Annotated in this window: 20 protein-coding genes; 11 read left to right on the top strand and 9 right to left on the bottom strand. The window is 62.6% G+C overall.

Going from position 1 to position 13,625, the window contains the following annotated elements:
- The first annotated feature begins 55 nt into the window (after positions 1–55).
- The 3 genes from V3314_RS09750 to V3314_RS09740 are packed head-to-tail and all read left to right on the top strand — an operon-like array spanning position 56 to position 1,915.
- Positions 56–1,045, top strand: coding sequence for a 2-hydroxyacid dehydrogenase (locus V3314_RS09750; RefSeq protein WP_046616652.1), 990 nt, complete (start codon positions 56–58; stop codon positions 1,043–1,045).
- Positions 1,046–1,076: 31 nt separating this feature from the next.
- Positions 1,077–1,514, top strand: a complete 438-nt coding sequence (locus V3314_RS09745) for a hypothetical protein (RefSeq protein WP_046616651.1) — start codon at positions 1,077–1,079, stop codon at positions 1,512–1,514.
- The gene (locus tag V3314_RS09740; RefSeq protein WP_046616650.1) at positions 1,511–1,915 is read left to right on the top strand and encodes an META domain-containing protein; all 405 of its coding nucleotides are present in this window, start codon (positions 1,511–1,513) and stop codon (positions 1,913–1,915) included. The genes V3314_RS09745 and V3314_RS09740 overlap by 4 nt, the downstream gene beginning before the upstream one ends.
- 118 nt (positions 1,916–2,033) lie before the next feature.
- Here the strand turns inward: V3314_RS09740 and V3314_RS09735 are convergent, their stop codons facing one another.
- Positions 2,034–2,498: a TlpA disulfide reductase family protein gene (locus tag V3314_RS09735; RefSeq protein ID WP_015269224.1), complete on the bottom strand. Its 465-nt coding sequence runs from the start codon at positions 2,496–2,498 to the stop codon at positions 2,034–2,036.
- A gap of 85 nt (positions 2,499–2,583) precedes the next feature.
- Here V3314_RS09735 and arsC point away from each other — a divergent pair, with 85 nt between their 5' ends.
- The 3 genes from arsC to V3314_RS09720 are packed head-to-tail and all read left to right on the top strand — an operon-like array spanning position 2,584 to position 3,945.
- The gene (arsC, locus tag V3314_RS09730) at positions 2,584–2,937 is read left to right on the top strand and encodes an arsenate reductase (glutaredoxin) (protein ID WP_061551299.1); all 354 of its coding nucleotides are present in this window, start codon (positions 2,584–2,586) and stop codon (positions 2,935–2,937) included.
- Entirely contained in the window at positions 2,934–3,539 is a 606-nt protein-coding gene (wrbA, locus tag V3314_RS09725; protein WP_025338005.1) for an NAD(P)H:quinone oxidoreductase, read from the top strand. Before arsC ends, wrbA begins: the two co-directional genes overlap by 4 nt.
- Positions 3,532–3,945: a DUF2069 domain-containing protein gene (locus V3314_RS09720; protein WP_046616648.1), complete on the top strand. Its 414-nt coding sequence runs from the start codon at positions 3,532–3,534 to the stop codon at positions 3,943–3,945. Before wrbA ends, V3314_RS09720 begins: the two co-directional genes overlap by 8 nt.
- A gap of 32 nt (positions 3,946–3,977) precedes the next feature.
- On the opposite strand, the gene V3314_RS09715 is transcribed toward V3314_RS09720, so the two are convergent.
- Together V3314_RS09715 and ttcA are read right to left on the bottom strand one after the other, a co-directional pair.
- On the bottom strand, positions 3,978–4,649 hold the full coding sequence (locus V3314_RS09715) for a DNA-3-methyladenine glycosylase I (RefSeq protein ID WP_085602070.1): 672 nt from the start codon (positions 4,647–4,649) through the stop codon (positions 3,978–3,980).
- Positions 4,650–4,653: 4 nt separating this feature from the next.
- Entirely contained in the window at positions 4,654–5,478 is an 825-nt protein-coding gene (gene ttcA, locus V3314_RS09710) for a tRNA 2-thiocytidine(32) synthetase TtcA (protein WP_012270926.1), read from the bottom strand.
- A gap of 262 nt (positions 5,479–5,740) precedes the next feature.
- Here ttcA and V3314_RS09705 point away from each other — a divergent pair, with 262 nt between their 5' ends.
- Positions 5,741–6,340 carry a Yip1 family protein gene (locus V3314_RS09705; RefSeq protein WP_003252385.1) on the top strand — a complete coding sequence of 200 codons (600 nt, stop codon included), beginning with the start codon at positions 5,741–5,743 and terminating at the stop codon, positions 6,338–6,340.
- A 132-nt stretch (positions 6,341–6,472) separates the two neighbouring features.
- A complete protein-coding gene (locus tag V3314_RS09700) occupies positions 6,473–6,967 on the top strand; it encodes a SprT family zinc-dependent metalloprotease (protein WP_025338002.1) in 495 nt (164 codons plus the stop codon).
- A 187-nt stretch (positions 6,968–7,154) separates the two neighbouring features.
- On the opposite strand, the gene fpr is transcribed toward V3314_RS09700, so the two are convergent.
- Positions 7,155–7,934, bottom strand: coding sequence for a ferredoxin-NADP reductase (gene fpr / locus V3314_RS09695; RefSeq protein ID WP_046616646.1), 780 nt, complete (start codon positions 7,932–7,934; stop codon positions 7,155–7,157).
- A gap of 121 nt (positions 7,935–8,055) precedes the next feature.
- On the opposite strand from fpr, the gene finR reads away from it, so the two are divergent.
- A complete protein-coding gene (gene finR, locus V3314_RS09690) occupies positions 8,056–8,982 on the top strand; it encodes a LysR family transcriptional regulator FinR (protein WP_046616645.1) in 927 nt (308 codons plus the stop codon).
- Here finR and V3314_RS09685 read toward each other — a convergent pair.
- From V3314_RS09685 to V3314_RS09675, 3 genes are all read right to left on the bottom strand, one after another.
- Positions 8,979–9,344, bottom strand: a complete 366-nt coding sequence (locus V3314_RS09685; protein ID WP_046616644.1) for a diacylglycerol kinase — start codon at positions 9,342–9,344, stop codon at positions 8,979–8,981. The two genes, finR and V3314_RS09685, sit on opposite strands and share 4 nt — an antisense overlap.
- Positions 9,345–9,417: 73 nt before the next feature.
- Positions 9,418–10,068, bottom strand: coding sequence for a response regulator transcription factor ErdR (gene erdR / locus V3314_RS09680; protein WP_025338000.1), 651 nt, complete (start codon positions 10,066–10,068; stop codon positions 9,418–9,420).
- A 78-nt stretch (positions 10,069–10,146) separates the two neighbouring features.
- The gene (locus V3314_RS09675; RefSeq protein WP_085602073.1) at positions 10,147–10,857 is read right to left on the bottom strand and encodes a tRNA-uridine aminocarboxypropyltransferase; all 711 of its coding nucleotides are present in this window, start codon (positions 10,855–10,857) and stop codon (positions 10,147–10,149) included.
- Positions 10,858–11,077: 220 nt separating this feature from the next.
- On the opposite strand from V3314_RS09675, the gene V3314_RS09670 reads away from it, so the two are divergent.
- Positions 11,078–11,497, top strand: coding sequence for a quorum-sensing-regulated virulence factor family protein (locus tag V3314_RS09670; protein WP_338460171.1), 420 nt, complete (start codon positions 11,078–11,080; stop codon positions 11,495–11,497).
- 13 nt (positions 11,498–11,510) lie between these two features.
- On the opposite strand, the gene V3314_RS09665 is transcribed toward V3314_RS09670, so the two are convergent.
- On the bottom strand, positions 11,511–11,720 hold the full coding sequence (locus tag V3314_RS09665) for a hypothetical protein (RefSeq protein WP_046616640.1): 210 nt from the start codon (positions 11,718–11,720) through the stop codon (positions 11,511–11,513).
- Positions 11,721–11,882: 162 nt separating this feature from the next.
- Between V3314_RS09665 and V3314_RS09660 the strand changes: the two genes are divergently transcribed.
- A complete protein-coding gene (locus tag V3314_RS09660; protein WP_025337997.1) occupies positions 11,883–13,001 on the top strand; it encodes an LOG family protein in 1,119 nt (372 codons plus the stop codon).
- Between the two features lie 145 nt (positions 13,002–13,146).
- Here V3314_RS09660 and recX read toward each other — a convergent pair whose 3' ends face one another.
- Positions 13,147–13,617 (bottom strand): recombination regulator RecX, encoded by a 471-nt coding sequence (gene recX, locus V3314_RS09655; RefSeq protein ID WP_046616639.1) that lies wholly within the window; start codon positions 13,615–13,617, stop codon positions 13,147–13,149.
- Positions 13,618–13,625 lie beyond the last annotated feature (8 nt).

Raw genomic sequence — 13,625 nt, 5'->3', positions numbered from 1 at the left:
ATCGGGCAAACATCGCTGGCTACAATCCCCAGACCACTGCATAGGAAGCCCCACCATGCGCGCCCTGTTGTTCAGCAGCCAGCACTACGACCAGGAAAGCTTCACCCGGGCCGCCAGCGGCACCACCCTGGACCTGCACTTCCAGCCCGCCCGACTGACCCTCGAAACCGCTGCCCTGGCCGATGGCTACGAGGTGGTCTGCGCATTCATCAACGACGAACTCGACGCCCAGGTGCTGCAACGCCTGGCCGCGGGCGGCACACGCCTGGTCGCCCTGCGTTCGGCCGGCTACAACCACGTCGATCTGGCCGCCGCCCAGCGCCTGGGCCTGACCGTAGTGCGAGTGCCGGCCTACTCGCCGCACGCCGTGGCCGAACATGCCGTGGCGCTGATCCTGGCCCTGAACCGGCGCCTGCACCGGGCCTACAACCGCACTCGCGAGGGTGACTTCACCCTGCACGGGCTGACCGGCTTCGACCTGCACGGCAAGACCGTCGGCGTGGTCGGTACCGGCCAGATCGGCACCGCCTTTGCCCGTATCATGGCCGGTTTCGGCTGCCAGTTGCTGGCCTATGACCCTTACCCCAACCCCGAGCTGCTGGCCTTGGGCGCGCGCTACCTGCCATTGCCCGAGTTGCTGCGCGAAGCCCGCATCATCAGCCTGCACTGCCCGCTGACCGAACACACCCGGCACCTGATCAATGCACAAAGCCTGGCCCAATTGCAGCCCGGCGCCATGCTGATCAACACCGGCCGCGGCGCGCTGGTCGACACCCCGGCGCTGATCGACGCGCTGAAGAGCGGCCAGCTCGGCTACCTGGGCCTGGACGTCTACGAAGAAGAAGCCCAGCTGTTCTTCGAAGACCGCTCCGACCTGCCGCTGCAGGACGACGTACTGGCCCGCCTGCTGACCTTCCCAAACGTGATCATCACCGCCCACCAGGCGTTCCTTACCCGCGAGGCGCTGGATGCCATCGCCGCCACCACGCTGGACAACATCAACCGCTGGGCGGCAGGCGATCCACAGAATCTGGTGACGGGTTAGTGCTAGGATACGCGGCATTTCTGGAGGACCCATGGTCGAGCACGATTTCCGCTACACCCTTTTCAACCCGCAACACACCCTGATCGAGTGCCGCGCACTGGTGCCTGGCCGCTACCAGGTCACCGGCAACGGCGGCTCGATGCACAAAGGCGACACCCTGCTGGTTACCCTCAAAGGCAGCAAGGACTTGTCCATGCGACTGACAGTGGAGAGCGTGCGTCACTTGATCAACCCGCGCGGCCAGTGGGTTGCCGTGGCCAGCGGCCCGGTGTTCCACGAGCTGGAAATCCTCACCTGGCAGGTTGCGTGCGACAGCTGCGACGCCGTGCTGGACTTCGAGTTCGCGGTGGACGCCAAGCTGGGCAAGAAAGCCCGCCAGCCTGCCGCCAACGCGCGTGTTGCCGAGCTGGGCTGGGCCAGCCGTGGCGAAAAACACCTGTGCCCGCGTTGCCAGGAGAGTGCCGAGTGAAGAACCTGCTGACCGGCGTGCTGGTTGCCACCGCCCTGCTCGGCTGCGCCGCTGAACCTTCGAAACTGCAGCAGGAGCGCAGCTACGTGCTGGAGTGGATTGGCGAGCGGCCGCTGATCGATTACAGCCACCTCACCCTGACCCTGGCCAGCGATGGCCGTGCCTATGGCAACGGCGGCTGCAACCATTGGTTTGCGCCGTACACACTGGACGGCGAGAATCTGAGCTTCGGCAAGGTCGGCAAAACCCGCAAGCTCTGCGCACCGGCGTTGATGGAGCAGGAAAAGCGCTTCCTGCAGGCGCTGGAAACAGTGCAGCGCTGGGATGTGTCGCCTATAGAGCAGATGCGTTTCTGGCCGGCCGAAGGCAAGCCGCTGCGCTTCTGGCCTGAAGAAGGCTGAATATTGCCGAGGCCGCTTTGCGGCCCATCGCGACACAAGGCCGCTCCTACAGGGGGATGCGATCTCCTGTAGGAGCGGCCTTGTGTCGCGATGGGCTGCAAAGCAGCCCCCAAATGCATCAGGCGCCCTTCAGAGCCTTGATCTTGGCCTGCAGCCCTTCCAGGGTCTGCTCGCCCATCAACTGTTCCCGCACCTTGCCCTTGTCATCGATGATGTAGGTCACCGGCAATGCCTCGCTGCGTGGCAGGTCATAGCGCTCGGCCGGGTCCTGTGCCAATACGGTGAAAGCAATGCCCAGGGTTTCGGCAGCCTGCTTCAGTTCCTGCCCCTGCAAGCCATCGAAGTTCACCCCCACCACCTTGATACCATCGGCCGCCCATTGCTTGGCTGCCGCGTTCAGTTCAGGGATTTCGGTACGGCACGGACCGCACCATTCGGCCCAGTAGTTGAGCACCAGCCAGTGCCCATCAATCTGTTCGGCCTTAACCGTATTACCGTGTTGGTCCACGCCATAATCGGCACCACAACCACCGAGCAACAGGCTCGCGGTGATTGCCAGTACTGCTGCCAGACGCCTTGCCATGGGTCAATCCTTCTCGAGTTTTAAAGCAAATTGGTCAGTCGCTGCGGTTAGAATAGCCGCCACAACCTGCTGGATGCGACCCGACATGACCGACCTTACGCTCTATCATAACCCGCGCTGCTCGAAATCCCGCGGTGCCCTGGAACTGCTCGAAGCTCGCGGCCTGGCGCCGACCATCGTGCGCTACCTCGAGACACCGCCCGACGCTGCTACCCTGAAGGCCCTGCTCGGCAAGCTGGGCATCGCCCCGCGCCAGCTGCTGCGTACCGGCGAGGACGAGTACAAGGAGCTGAATCTGGCCGACCCGGCGCTGACCGACGCACAACTGATCGAGGCCATGGCCCGGCACCCCAAGCTGATCGAGCGGCCGATCCTGGTCGCCGGTGACAAGGCCGTGGTCGGACGACCGCCCGAGAAAGTACTGGAGATTCTACCGTGAGCCAGCCCTACATCTTGGTGCTGTATTACAGCCGCCATGGTTCGACCAGCGAGATGGCCCGGCACATCGCCCGCGGCATCGAGCTGGCCGGCATGGAGGCCCGCCTGCGCACGGTGCCGGCGATTTCCACCGAGTGCGAAGCAGTGGCCCCGGACATCCCGGCCAGTGGCGCGCTGTACGCCACCTTGGACGACTTGCGCCACTGCGCCGGCCTGGTATTGGGTAGCCCGACCCGCTTCGGCAACATGGCGGCGCCGCTCAAGTACTTCCTGGATGGCACCAGCAGCCTGTGGTTGGGCGGTGAACTGGTCGGCAAGCCGGCGGGTGTTTTCACCTCTACCGCCAGCCTGCACGGCGGGCAGGAAACCACCCTGCTGTCGATGATGCTGCCGCTGATGCACCACGGCATGCTGGTAATGGGCTTGCCGTACAGCGAATCGGCATTGCTCGAGACCCGTGGCGGCGGCACCCCGTATGGCGCCAGCCATCATGCTGGCGCCGATGGCAAGCGCGAGCTCGACCAGCACGAGATAGCCCTGTGCCGCGCACTTGGCCAACGCCTGGCGACCACTGCCAAGGCACTGGAGGCCGCACGTGGCTAAGAAGCCCAAGGTATTGCCGGCGCTGGAATGGCTGGCACCGCGTCTGCGCCTGACGCGGGCCTTGAGCCTGGCGTTCTTCTTCGGCCTGATCGCCCTGCTGGTGGTGAACAACCTGTGGTTCGCCAACCTGCACGGGGCGCGGGTCGAGGTGATCCTGGCGATCGAACTGGTGCCGTTGCTGCTGTTGCTGCCGGGCATGCTGACAGGCAGCGCCCGGGCACATGCCTGGACCTGCTTCGTGGTGAATATCTATTTCATCAAGGGCGTGCTGGCGGCGTTCGACCCGGCACGGGCGGTATTTGGCTGGGTAGAAGTGCTGGTGAGCCTGGGGCTGTTCATTACCGGGCTGCTGTATGTGCGCTGGAAGTTCCAGCATGAGCGGCGCATGGCGGGCGAAGGCAGTTGATATCCCGGGGCCGCTTAGCGGCCCCAGCAATTTCAATGGTTGACGGTATGCGCGAGCATCACCGACAACTGGCACAGCGGCCGCCCACTCTCGGCATGCCACTGGTTGAACGCCTGCTGCACCAAGGCCAGGTCCCGCTGGCTGGTCGGCGGTTTGTCGATCACCTTCTGCGCAATCAACGCCGCAGCCATGTCATCGGTAGGAATGAACGTATCCTTGCCGACCATGCGCAAGAAGCGCGGTGCCGACAACCCGCCCAGCTGGTTGCCGTGCTTGGCCAGGTACTTCCACAAACCGACGATGTCGGTCACCGGCCAGTCGGCGATGAAGGCGCCGAAACTACCCTTCTCCTTGGCCACGTCAAGAACCATCTGCGCATTGCGCGGCACGCTCTTGAGCTTGCCCAGGTGGCGGATGATGCGCTCGTCGTGCATCAGCCGCTCGAGGTGCTCGGCGCCCATCAATACCACCTTCTCCGGGTCGAAGCCGAAGAACACCTGCTCGAACGCCGGCCACTTGGCATCCACCAGGCTGTGCTTGAGCCCGGCGCGGAACACGCGCAGGGCCAAGGTCGACAGGTAGCGGTCGTCGCTGATATCACGCAGCTGCGCCGGTGTGCGCGGCTGCGGCAGGAAGGCCTCCAGGGCCTGGCCCGAGCCGAAGCGGTTCAGGCAGTACTCGTGCAACCACTGGTAATCGCGCATGGGCTCAGATGTTCAGCACGTCAAGAAAACGCGGGGTGGCGTTTTCGTCGATCTTCAGGCTGGTGAAGTCGAACAGGTTGCGGTCGGCCAGCTGCGACGGTGCCACGTTCTGCAGGGCGCGGAAGATGCTCTCGGTACGGCCCGGGTGCTTGCGCTCCCATTCCACCAGCATGTCCTTGACCACCTGGCGCTGCAGGTTTTCCTGCGAACCGCACAGGTTGCACGGGATGATCGGGAATTCCTTCATGTCCGAATAGGCCTGGATATCCTTCTCGCTGCAGTAGGCCAGCGGACGGATCACCACGTTGCGGCCATCGTCGGCACGCAGCTTCGGCGGCATGCCCTTGAGCGCGCCGTTGAAGAACATGTTGAGGAAGAAGGTTTCGACGATATCGTCGCGGTGGTGTCCCAGCGCCATCTTGGTCGCGCCGATCTCGTCGGCGAAGGTGTAGAGGGTGCCACGGCGCAGGCGCGAACACAGCGAGCAGGTGGTCTTGCCCTCGGGGACCAGCTCCTTGACCACCGAGTAGGTGTCCTTCTCGACGATGTGATACTCGACGCCCAGTTCCTTGAGGTAGGCCGGCAGCACGTGCTCGGGGAACCCCGGCTGCTTCTGGTCCATGTTCACCGCCACGATCTCGAACTTGATCGGTGCCACCTTCTGCAGGTGCAACAGAACGTCGAGCATGGTGTAGCTGTCCTTGCCGCCGGACAGGCAGACCATGACCTTGTCGCCATCCTCGATCATGTTGTAGTCGGTGATGGCTTCGCCGGCGAGACGACGCAGGCGTTTTTGCAGTTTGTTCTGGTTGACCGAGAGGGTGCCCATAGCGCTTGGATCCGCGAGGTGTGACAAAAGCGGGCTATTTTACGCACAAACGCGGCGGTGCTGTAGGCATTCCGATAAAGACTTCATTGTAATCAACAGCGCGCGTTACAGCGCAATTTGCTCTAAAAAGCGCGGTTTATGCGGGTAACGGCTTCCTATACTGCGACATAAGGCCACATTACCGCTTGCTTAGGTGTTCGGGCCTCGGGCCGCTTGCGCTCCATCTGGGGGGCGTTTGGCAACATTGAGAGGAGTGATCGGCATGATTCATCACGTTGTGGGGCTGTTTACCCATCCCGACCAGGAATGGCGGGAAATTCGTGGCGAAGAAGAAACCATCAGCCACATGTACCTGACGCATACCCTGATCCTGGCTGCGATCCCCGCCGTTTCGGCGTTCATCGGTACCACCCAGGTCGGCTGGGTGATCGGCGACCGGCCAGCGGTGATGCTGACCATGGAAAGCGCCATCTGGATGAGCATCATGTCGTACCTGGCGATGCTTGCCGGGGTGGCGGTAATGGGGGCGTTCATCCATTGGATGGCCCGCACCTACGATGCCAACCCGTCCATGGCACAGTGCATCGCCTTTGCAACCTATACCGCCACACCGCTGTTCATCGGCGGCCTGGCGGCGCTGTACCCACACCTGTGGCTGGGCATGCTGATCGGCACCGCCGCCATCTGCTACACGGTGTACCTGTTGTACGTCGGTTTGCCGACGTTCATGAACATACCATCCGACGAAGGCTTCCTGTTCTCCAGCTCGGTGCTGGCGGTAGGCCTTGTGGTACTGGTGGCGATCATGGCCGCCACTGTGATCATCTGGGGACTGGGCGTGGGGCCCGTCTACACCAACTAGAACAGACTCGACCAACACTGGGGCATCAAACCTGGGGCCGCCGCAAGGCGGCCTCTGGCTGTGCGCTGACCGGTGGCTCGGCAGGCTGCCCGGGGTTGCGGCATAATGCCCGGTCAGGAGAACCACCCCGCCATGCCCGAGCTGCTCAGACAACGCGTTGAAACCTGTTACCAGCAAGCTGAAACCTTCTTCAAACGCCCCTTCCCGCGCCCGGAAGTCAGCTTCAAGCTGCGCGGGCAAAAAGCCGGTGTCGCCCACCTGCACGAAAACCTGCTGCGCTTCAACCTGCAGCTTTACCGCGAAAACCAGGAAGACTTCCTGCGCCAGACCGTGGCCCATGAAGTGGCGCACCTGGTGGCACACCAGCTGTTCGGCGACCGTATCCAGGCCCATGGCGAGGAGTGGCAGCTGATCATGCGCGGGGTGTATGAACTGCCGCCCAACCGTTGCCACAACTACGAAGTGCAACGGCGCGTGGTGACCCGCTACATCTACCGGTGCCCGTGCCCGCAGAGCGACTTTCCGTTTACCGCGCAGCGGCACAAGCTGGTGCGCCAGGGGCGGCGCTACCTGTGCAAGCGGTGTCGGGAGATATTGGTGTATAGCGGCGAGACGCGCGTCGAGTAGATTGTGCCTTGCCTGTTCCGGCCTCTTCGCGGGTAAACCCGCTCCCACAGGGGTACCACTGACCTCAGGGCTTGAGATATCCCTGTGGGAGCGGGTTTACCCGCGAAGAGGCCGGTGCTGGCGATACATGATTCACAGGCACAAGAAAGGCGACCCAAGGGTCGCCTTCTTTGCCTCAGCCTGTGCCTTACTTCTCGACGAAGGCACGCTCGATCAGGTAATCACCCGGCTCGCGCATGCGCGGGGAGATCTTCAGGCCGAAGCTGTCCAGCACTTCGCTGGTCTCGTCGAGCATGCTCGGGCTGCCGCAGATCATTGCGCGGTCGTCCTGCGGGTTGATCGGTGGCAGGCCGATGTCGCTGAACAGCTTGCCGCTGCGCATGAGGTCGGTCAGACGGCCCTGGTTCTCGAACGGCTCACGGGTCACGGTCGGGTAGTAGATCAGCTTGTCGCGAACCGCTTCACCGAAGAATTCGTTCTGCGGCAGGTGCTCGGTGATGAACTCTCGGTAGGCCACTTCGTTCACGTAGCGCACGCCATGAACCAGGATCACCTTCTCGAAGCGCTCGTAGGTTTCAGGGTCCTGGATGACACTCATGAACGGTGCCAGGCCAGTGCCGGTGCTCAGCAGGTACAGGTGCTTGCCCGGGTTCAGGTCGTCGAGTACCAAGGTACCGGTAGGCTTCTTGCTGATGATGATCTCGTCGCCTTCCTTCAGGTGCTGCAGCTGGGAGGTCAGCGGACCGTCCGGCACCTTGATGCTGAAGAACTCCAGGTGCTCTTCCCAGTTCGGCGAAGCGATGGAATAGGCGCGCATGAGCGGACGGCCGCTTTCTTGTTGCAGGCCGATCATCACGAACTGACCGTTCTCGAAGCGCAGGCCCGGGTCGCGAGTGCACTTGAAGCTGAACAGAGTGTCGTTCCAGTGGTGCACACTGAGGACACGTTCGTGGTTCATGTTGCTCATTTAATGGGGCTCCTGAAGAAAGACGCGGCGCGCGCAAGACGCGCAGTTGCGCGATAGTTTAGGGGCAGCGACAATATCTGTTAACTGGATTATCAAGATATGTGTTATCGGTTATATCGATATGCGATTTACACTTCGTCAGCTGCAAGTCTTCGTTGCCGTGGCCCAGCACCAGAGCGTTTCGCGCGCCGCCAGTGTGCTGGCCTTGTCGCAGTCGGCCGCCAGCACCTCGATCACCGAGCTTGAGCGCCAGTCCAGCTGCCAGCTGTTCGACCGCGCCGGCAAGCGCCTGAGCCTCAACGCCCTGGGCCAGCAACTGTTGCCGCAGGCCGTGGCCCTGCTCGACCAGGCCAAGGAAATAGAAGACCTGCTCAACGGCAAGTCCGGTTTCGGCTCGCTCGCAGTCGGCGCCACGTTGACCATCGGCAACTACCTGGCCACCTTGCTGATCGGCAGCTTCATGCAGGTGCACCCGGAAAGCCAGGTGAAGCTGCATGTGCAGAACACTGCGCATATCGTGCAACAGGTGGCGCATTACGAAATTGATCTGGGTCTGATCGAAGGCGATTGCAACCATCCGGACCTGGAAGTGCAGCCCTGGGTCGAGGACGAGCTGGTGGTCTTCTGCGCGCCGCAGCACCCGCTGGCCAAGATGGGCCGCGCCGATGTACAGACCTTGTCCCAGGAAGCGTGGATCCTGCGTGAACAGGGCTCGGGCACGCGCCTGACCTTCGACCAGGCCATGCGCCACCACCGCACCAACCTCAATATCCGCCTGGAACTGGAACACACCGAAGCGATCAAGCGCGCGGTGGAATCAGGCCTGGGCATCGGCTGCATCTCGCGCCTGGCCCTGCGTGACGCCTTCCGCCGCGGCAGCCTGGTAGCGGTGGAAACCCCTGAGCTGGACCTGATGCGCCAGTTCTACTTCATCTGGCACAAACAGAAGTACCAGACCTCGGCGATGCGCGAATTTCTCGAACTGTGCCGCAACTTCACCGCGGGCTTCACCCGCAGTGACGAGATCGTGTTGCCACCGATCGCTTAAAGCAGGATCACACCCCACACCAGCGCCACCATGGTCAGTGCCACCAGTTGCGCGGCGCTGCCCATGTCCTTGGCGTTTTTCGACAGCGGGTGGCGCTCCAGCGAAATGCGGTCGATGGCAGCTTCCACCGCCGAGTTGAACAATTCGACGATCAAGCCCAACAGACACACGGCGATCATGATCGCCCGCTCCGCACGGCTGACCGGCAACCAGAAGGTGATCGGGACCAGCAGCACATTGAGCAGCACCAACTGGCGGAACGCGGCCTCGCCCTTGAAGGCGGCGCGCAGGCCGTCCAGCGAATAGCCGGCGGCGTTGAAGATACGTTTGAGGCCGGTCTGGCCCTTGAATGGCGATGTCATGTGAGTCACTTCACAACGGAAAGGCCGGCAGACTAGACCGGCTCGGGTCAAAAAAGCGTGAAGCCACGCGCACTCAGCTGCTGGCAACCGATTCAAGTTGTTGCAGCAGCAACGCCGCCTGGGTGCGGGTACGCACACCCAGCTTGCGGAAGATCGCGGTCACGTGGGCCTTGATGGTCGCTTCCGACACGTTCAGCTCATAGGCGATCTGCTTGTTCAGCAAGCCTTCGCAGACCATGGTCAGCACGCGGAACTGCTGCGGCGTGAGGCTGGCAAGGCCTTCGCTGGCGGCCTTGGCCTCGGCCGAGACATCGACCTTTTCGAACGCCTGCGGCGGCCACCAGACCTCGCCGTCGAGCACCTTGCGCACCGCATCCTGGATCACTTCCAGGGTGCTGGACTTGGGAATGAAGCCACTGGCGCCAAACTCGCGGGACTTGACCACCACTGCGGCCTCTTCCTGCGCCGATACCATCACCACGGGGATCTGCGGGTATTGCCCGCGCAGCAGCACCAGCCCGGAAAAACCGTAGGCACCCGGCATGTTCAAGTCCAGCAACACCAGGTCCCAGTCGGCTTTTTCGCTCAGACGGGTTTCCAGTTCGGCAATGCTGGCGACTTCAACCAGGCGTACATCCGGGCCCAGGCCGAGGGTAACGGCCTGGCGCAAGGCGCCACGGAACAGCGGGTGGTCATCGGCAATCAGGATTTCGTAAGTGGCCATCGATCTGGGGATCCTGTTCTGTGTCGGGCACTCGGGTAAGGGTCATTATGAACCAAAGCAGGGGTTGTGCCCCTTGGACTATAGGAAGGTATGCAAACGCTGGTGGGTGTCGTCCTGCTCGTCCAGCGGCAGGCGCCGCTTGCCGCTCAGGTAATGCAGGCTGAACACATCCAGGTAGGCGTCCAGCGCTTGCGAGGCCTGGGTATCGCCGGCCAGGTCCAGGCACATGGCGGCGACTTCCGCGGTGCAGAAGTGATCGTCGCGCTTGGAGCGGCGCAGGCGGTAGCGGGACATCTGCTCGGCCTGCAGGCTCAACACCGGGAAGCGGTCAAGGTACGGGCTTTTGCGGAACATCTTGCGCGCTTCGGTCCAGGTGGCATCCAGCAAGATGAACAGCGGGCGCTTGCCCGGCTCGCGCACTACCTCGCTGACCACCCGCTCCTGGGCAACGAACTCGCCGGGGAAGACGATGTAGGGCTGCCAACGCGGGTCGTCCAGCAATGCCAGCAAGCGTTCGTCGACAGAAGTGCGCAGCCAGCCGAAAGCCGAGGTGTCCTCTATCAGGTCGGCGATCAGCCAACCAGTATTGGTGGGCTTCAGCGGCTCGGTGTCATGCATCAGCAGGCACACCCCGGAATCGGCCTGCACCCGGGGCTTCCAGGCGCACAGGCAATGAGTGGCGATGACCCGGCAATCGGGGCAGCGTTCGGCACGCGAACCACGAGCGATGAAGGGCTTGTTGCTGCGGGCCAGCCGTTCGGCACGCAGGCGCGCTACCGCATGGCTCATGCCGGCAGGCCTCTGGACAGGTTGGGAATGGACACAAGGATGACTCGGAAAAAACTAAGGGCGCCAGTCTATCAGAACAGGGGGCAATTGCTGTGCAGGTGGCGGCGCGGTCCCTATAATCGCTGTTTTTACCGTACCCCGGCCTCGCGCCTGCGCGATTTCAGGGAACGCCGTCGACCCGCGCATGTCAAAGCGCCAGTCATCGAACCAGGAGAGATTCATGCTGCGCCGTATCGTCCCCGCCCTGAGCCTGTTGCTCGCCCTGCCTCTGGCATCCCAGGCGGCTTCCAAGCAGGAATACGACCTGAACAACATGCTGCAGAAGGTTGCCAAAGAGAGCAGTGTCGGCACCCCGCGAGCCATCAACGAGGACATCCTCGACCAGGGTTACACCGTGGAAGGCAAGGCACTGGTCAACCACCTGAGCGTGCGCCAGAACCATGCCGCGCGCATGCAGGCCAACCCCGAACAAGTACGCAGCCAGCTGGGTGACAGCGTCTGCCGCAACAGCGGTTTCCGCAACCTGATGTCCAAAGGCGCGGTCATGGTCTACCGCTTCACGGTCTACAAGACCAACCAGCCGATCATGGACCAGGCTTTCGACAATGCCAGCTGCGTGGCCGGCAACAAGAAGAAGTAACCCACTTCGATAGCTACGCCTTCTCATCTTCACGGGCGCACCAACGCCCTTCAGCGGCATCGGCGCGCATATCTGCCAGCAGCGCCTGCAGGTAGCGCGACTGGCATTCCAGCCCCGACAGCCTGCGCCGGCACTCGGCTTCCAGGCTCAGGTGATGCACCTGGGCCGCATTCTCCAGCTGCTGGTAAAGCTGCCGGTCCACTTCGATGATCAAGCGATGCATACCGCCACCTCCTGCATCGACACGTTTCGCTTTACCCAGTTAACCAAACCCACATCCCCCGTGGCCGCATGCCGACGGGCGGCTGTACCGAAGACCCTCGGCACAATTGAGCGCAAGGGTCTAGATTGAGGTCAGAGGTATTGGTGCAGAAGGAGACGTTGCATGCCTTACCAATCGAGTGAACTGCTGTTCAGCCACTTCCGCGACAACAACATCGACCTGAGCAACATCGACGCACAACTGCAACTGGTAGCACCGAACAGCCCCAACCTGCCGCTGTACCGCGACATGATGCTGACCATCCTGCGCATGGCCCATGACGACACCGACCGCTGGAGCGCCAAGATCACCCTGCAGGCCCTGCGCGAACTGGACCATTCGTTCCGCACCCTGGAACGCTACAAGGGACGGCGCAAGGTGACCGTGTTCGGCTCGGCGCGCACCCCGCTGGAACACCCGATGTACGCCCTGGCACGCGAACTGGGCGCAACCCTGGCACGCTCCGACCTGATGGTCATCACCGGTGCCGGCGGCGGCATCATGGCAGCTGCCCACGAAGGCGCCGGCAGCGACCACAGCCTGGGGTTCAACATCACCCTGCCCTTCGAACAACACGCCAACCCCACGGTGGATGGCACCGACAAGCTGCTGCCGTTCCATTTCTTCTTCATCCGCAAGCTGTTCTTCGTAAAGGAGGCCGATGCCCTGGTGCTGTGCCCGGGTGGTTTCGGCACTCTGGATGAAGCGCTGGAGGTGCTGACCCTGATACAGACCGGCAAGAGCCCGCTGGTACCGGTGGTGCTGCTGGATTCGCCAGGTGGCAGCTTCTGGCGCGATTGCCTGGACTTCATCAGCCGCCAACTTGAGGAAAACCGCTACATCCTGCCCAGCGACCTGAAACTGCTGCGCCTGGTGCACAGCGCTGATGAGGCAGTGGAAGAAATCAACCAGTTCTACAGCAACTACCACTCCAGCCGCTGGCTGAAGAGCCAGTTCGTGATCCGCATGCATCACCCGCTCAGCGAGGCGGCGCTGTATGACATCCAGGAAGGATTTGCCGACTTGCGCCTGAGTGGCAAGTATCACCAGCAACCTGATAGCAGCGCCGAGCACGAAGTGGGCAATTTCAGCCACCTGACCCGTTTGTCATTTGCCTTCAATGGTCGGGACCAGGGCAGGCTGCGCGAGCTGGTGGACTTCATCAACCTGCCGGAGAACTGGGCCAAGCCGCAACCCATGCATACCACACAGCGGGCCAGGGAGGCGTTGAAGGTCAGTTGACTCCGTGTCCAACGTCAGGGGCGCAATTCACCCTGTGGGAGCGGGTTCATCGAGGCGTCGAACCGCCGCGAAGAATCCGGCGTGGTGCATGGCACCGGCTACGCCGGTGTTCGCGGGTAAACCCGCTCCCACAGAATCCGTGCCTTCAGTAATCGTCAAGATCACGCCCACTGAGCAGGCGGCCGATCATGTCCATGGGGAAACCCCGGTAAGCCAGAAACCGGGTCTGCTGGGCACGGCTGCGCGGATCCTGCGGGCGCTGCCCGGCAAACTTGCGCTGCCATACGTCACGCATGCGCTCGCCCCAGTCCACCTCGCTCTCGCGAAGCGCCTGCTCGATATCAGCACGCGCCAAACCGCGCTGGCCTAGCTCTTCGCGAATACGCGCAGGGCCGTAACCGGAGCTGGAACGGTACCGGATGAAACTTTCCAGGTAGCGGGCTTCGCTAAGCAGCCCTTCTTCGGCGAGCCGGTCGAGTTCAGGCTCGATAAGCTCGTCCGAAGCGCCGCGCTGACGCAATTTGCGCGTCAGCTCGACGCGACCGTGCTCACGTCGCGCGAGCAGGTCCATGGCTGTCCGCCGGATGGCGACGGGGGTGTCGAGTACGGCGGACATGTTTGGCT

It is taken from the genome of Pseudomonas sp. TE3-3-F2023 (genome assembly GCF_036784815.1).
GTDB lineage: Bacteria > Pseudomonadota > Gammaproteobacteria > Pseudomonadales > Pseudomonadaceae > Aquipseudomonas > Aquipseudomonas pudica.
This window is presented reverse-complemented; position numbering and strand designations above follow the sequence as displayed.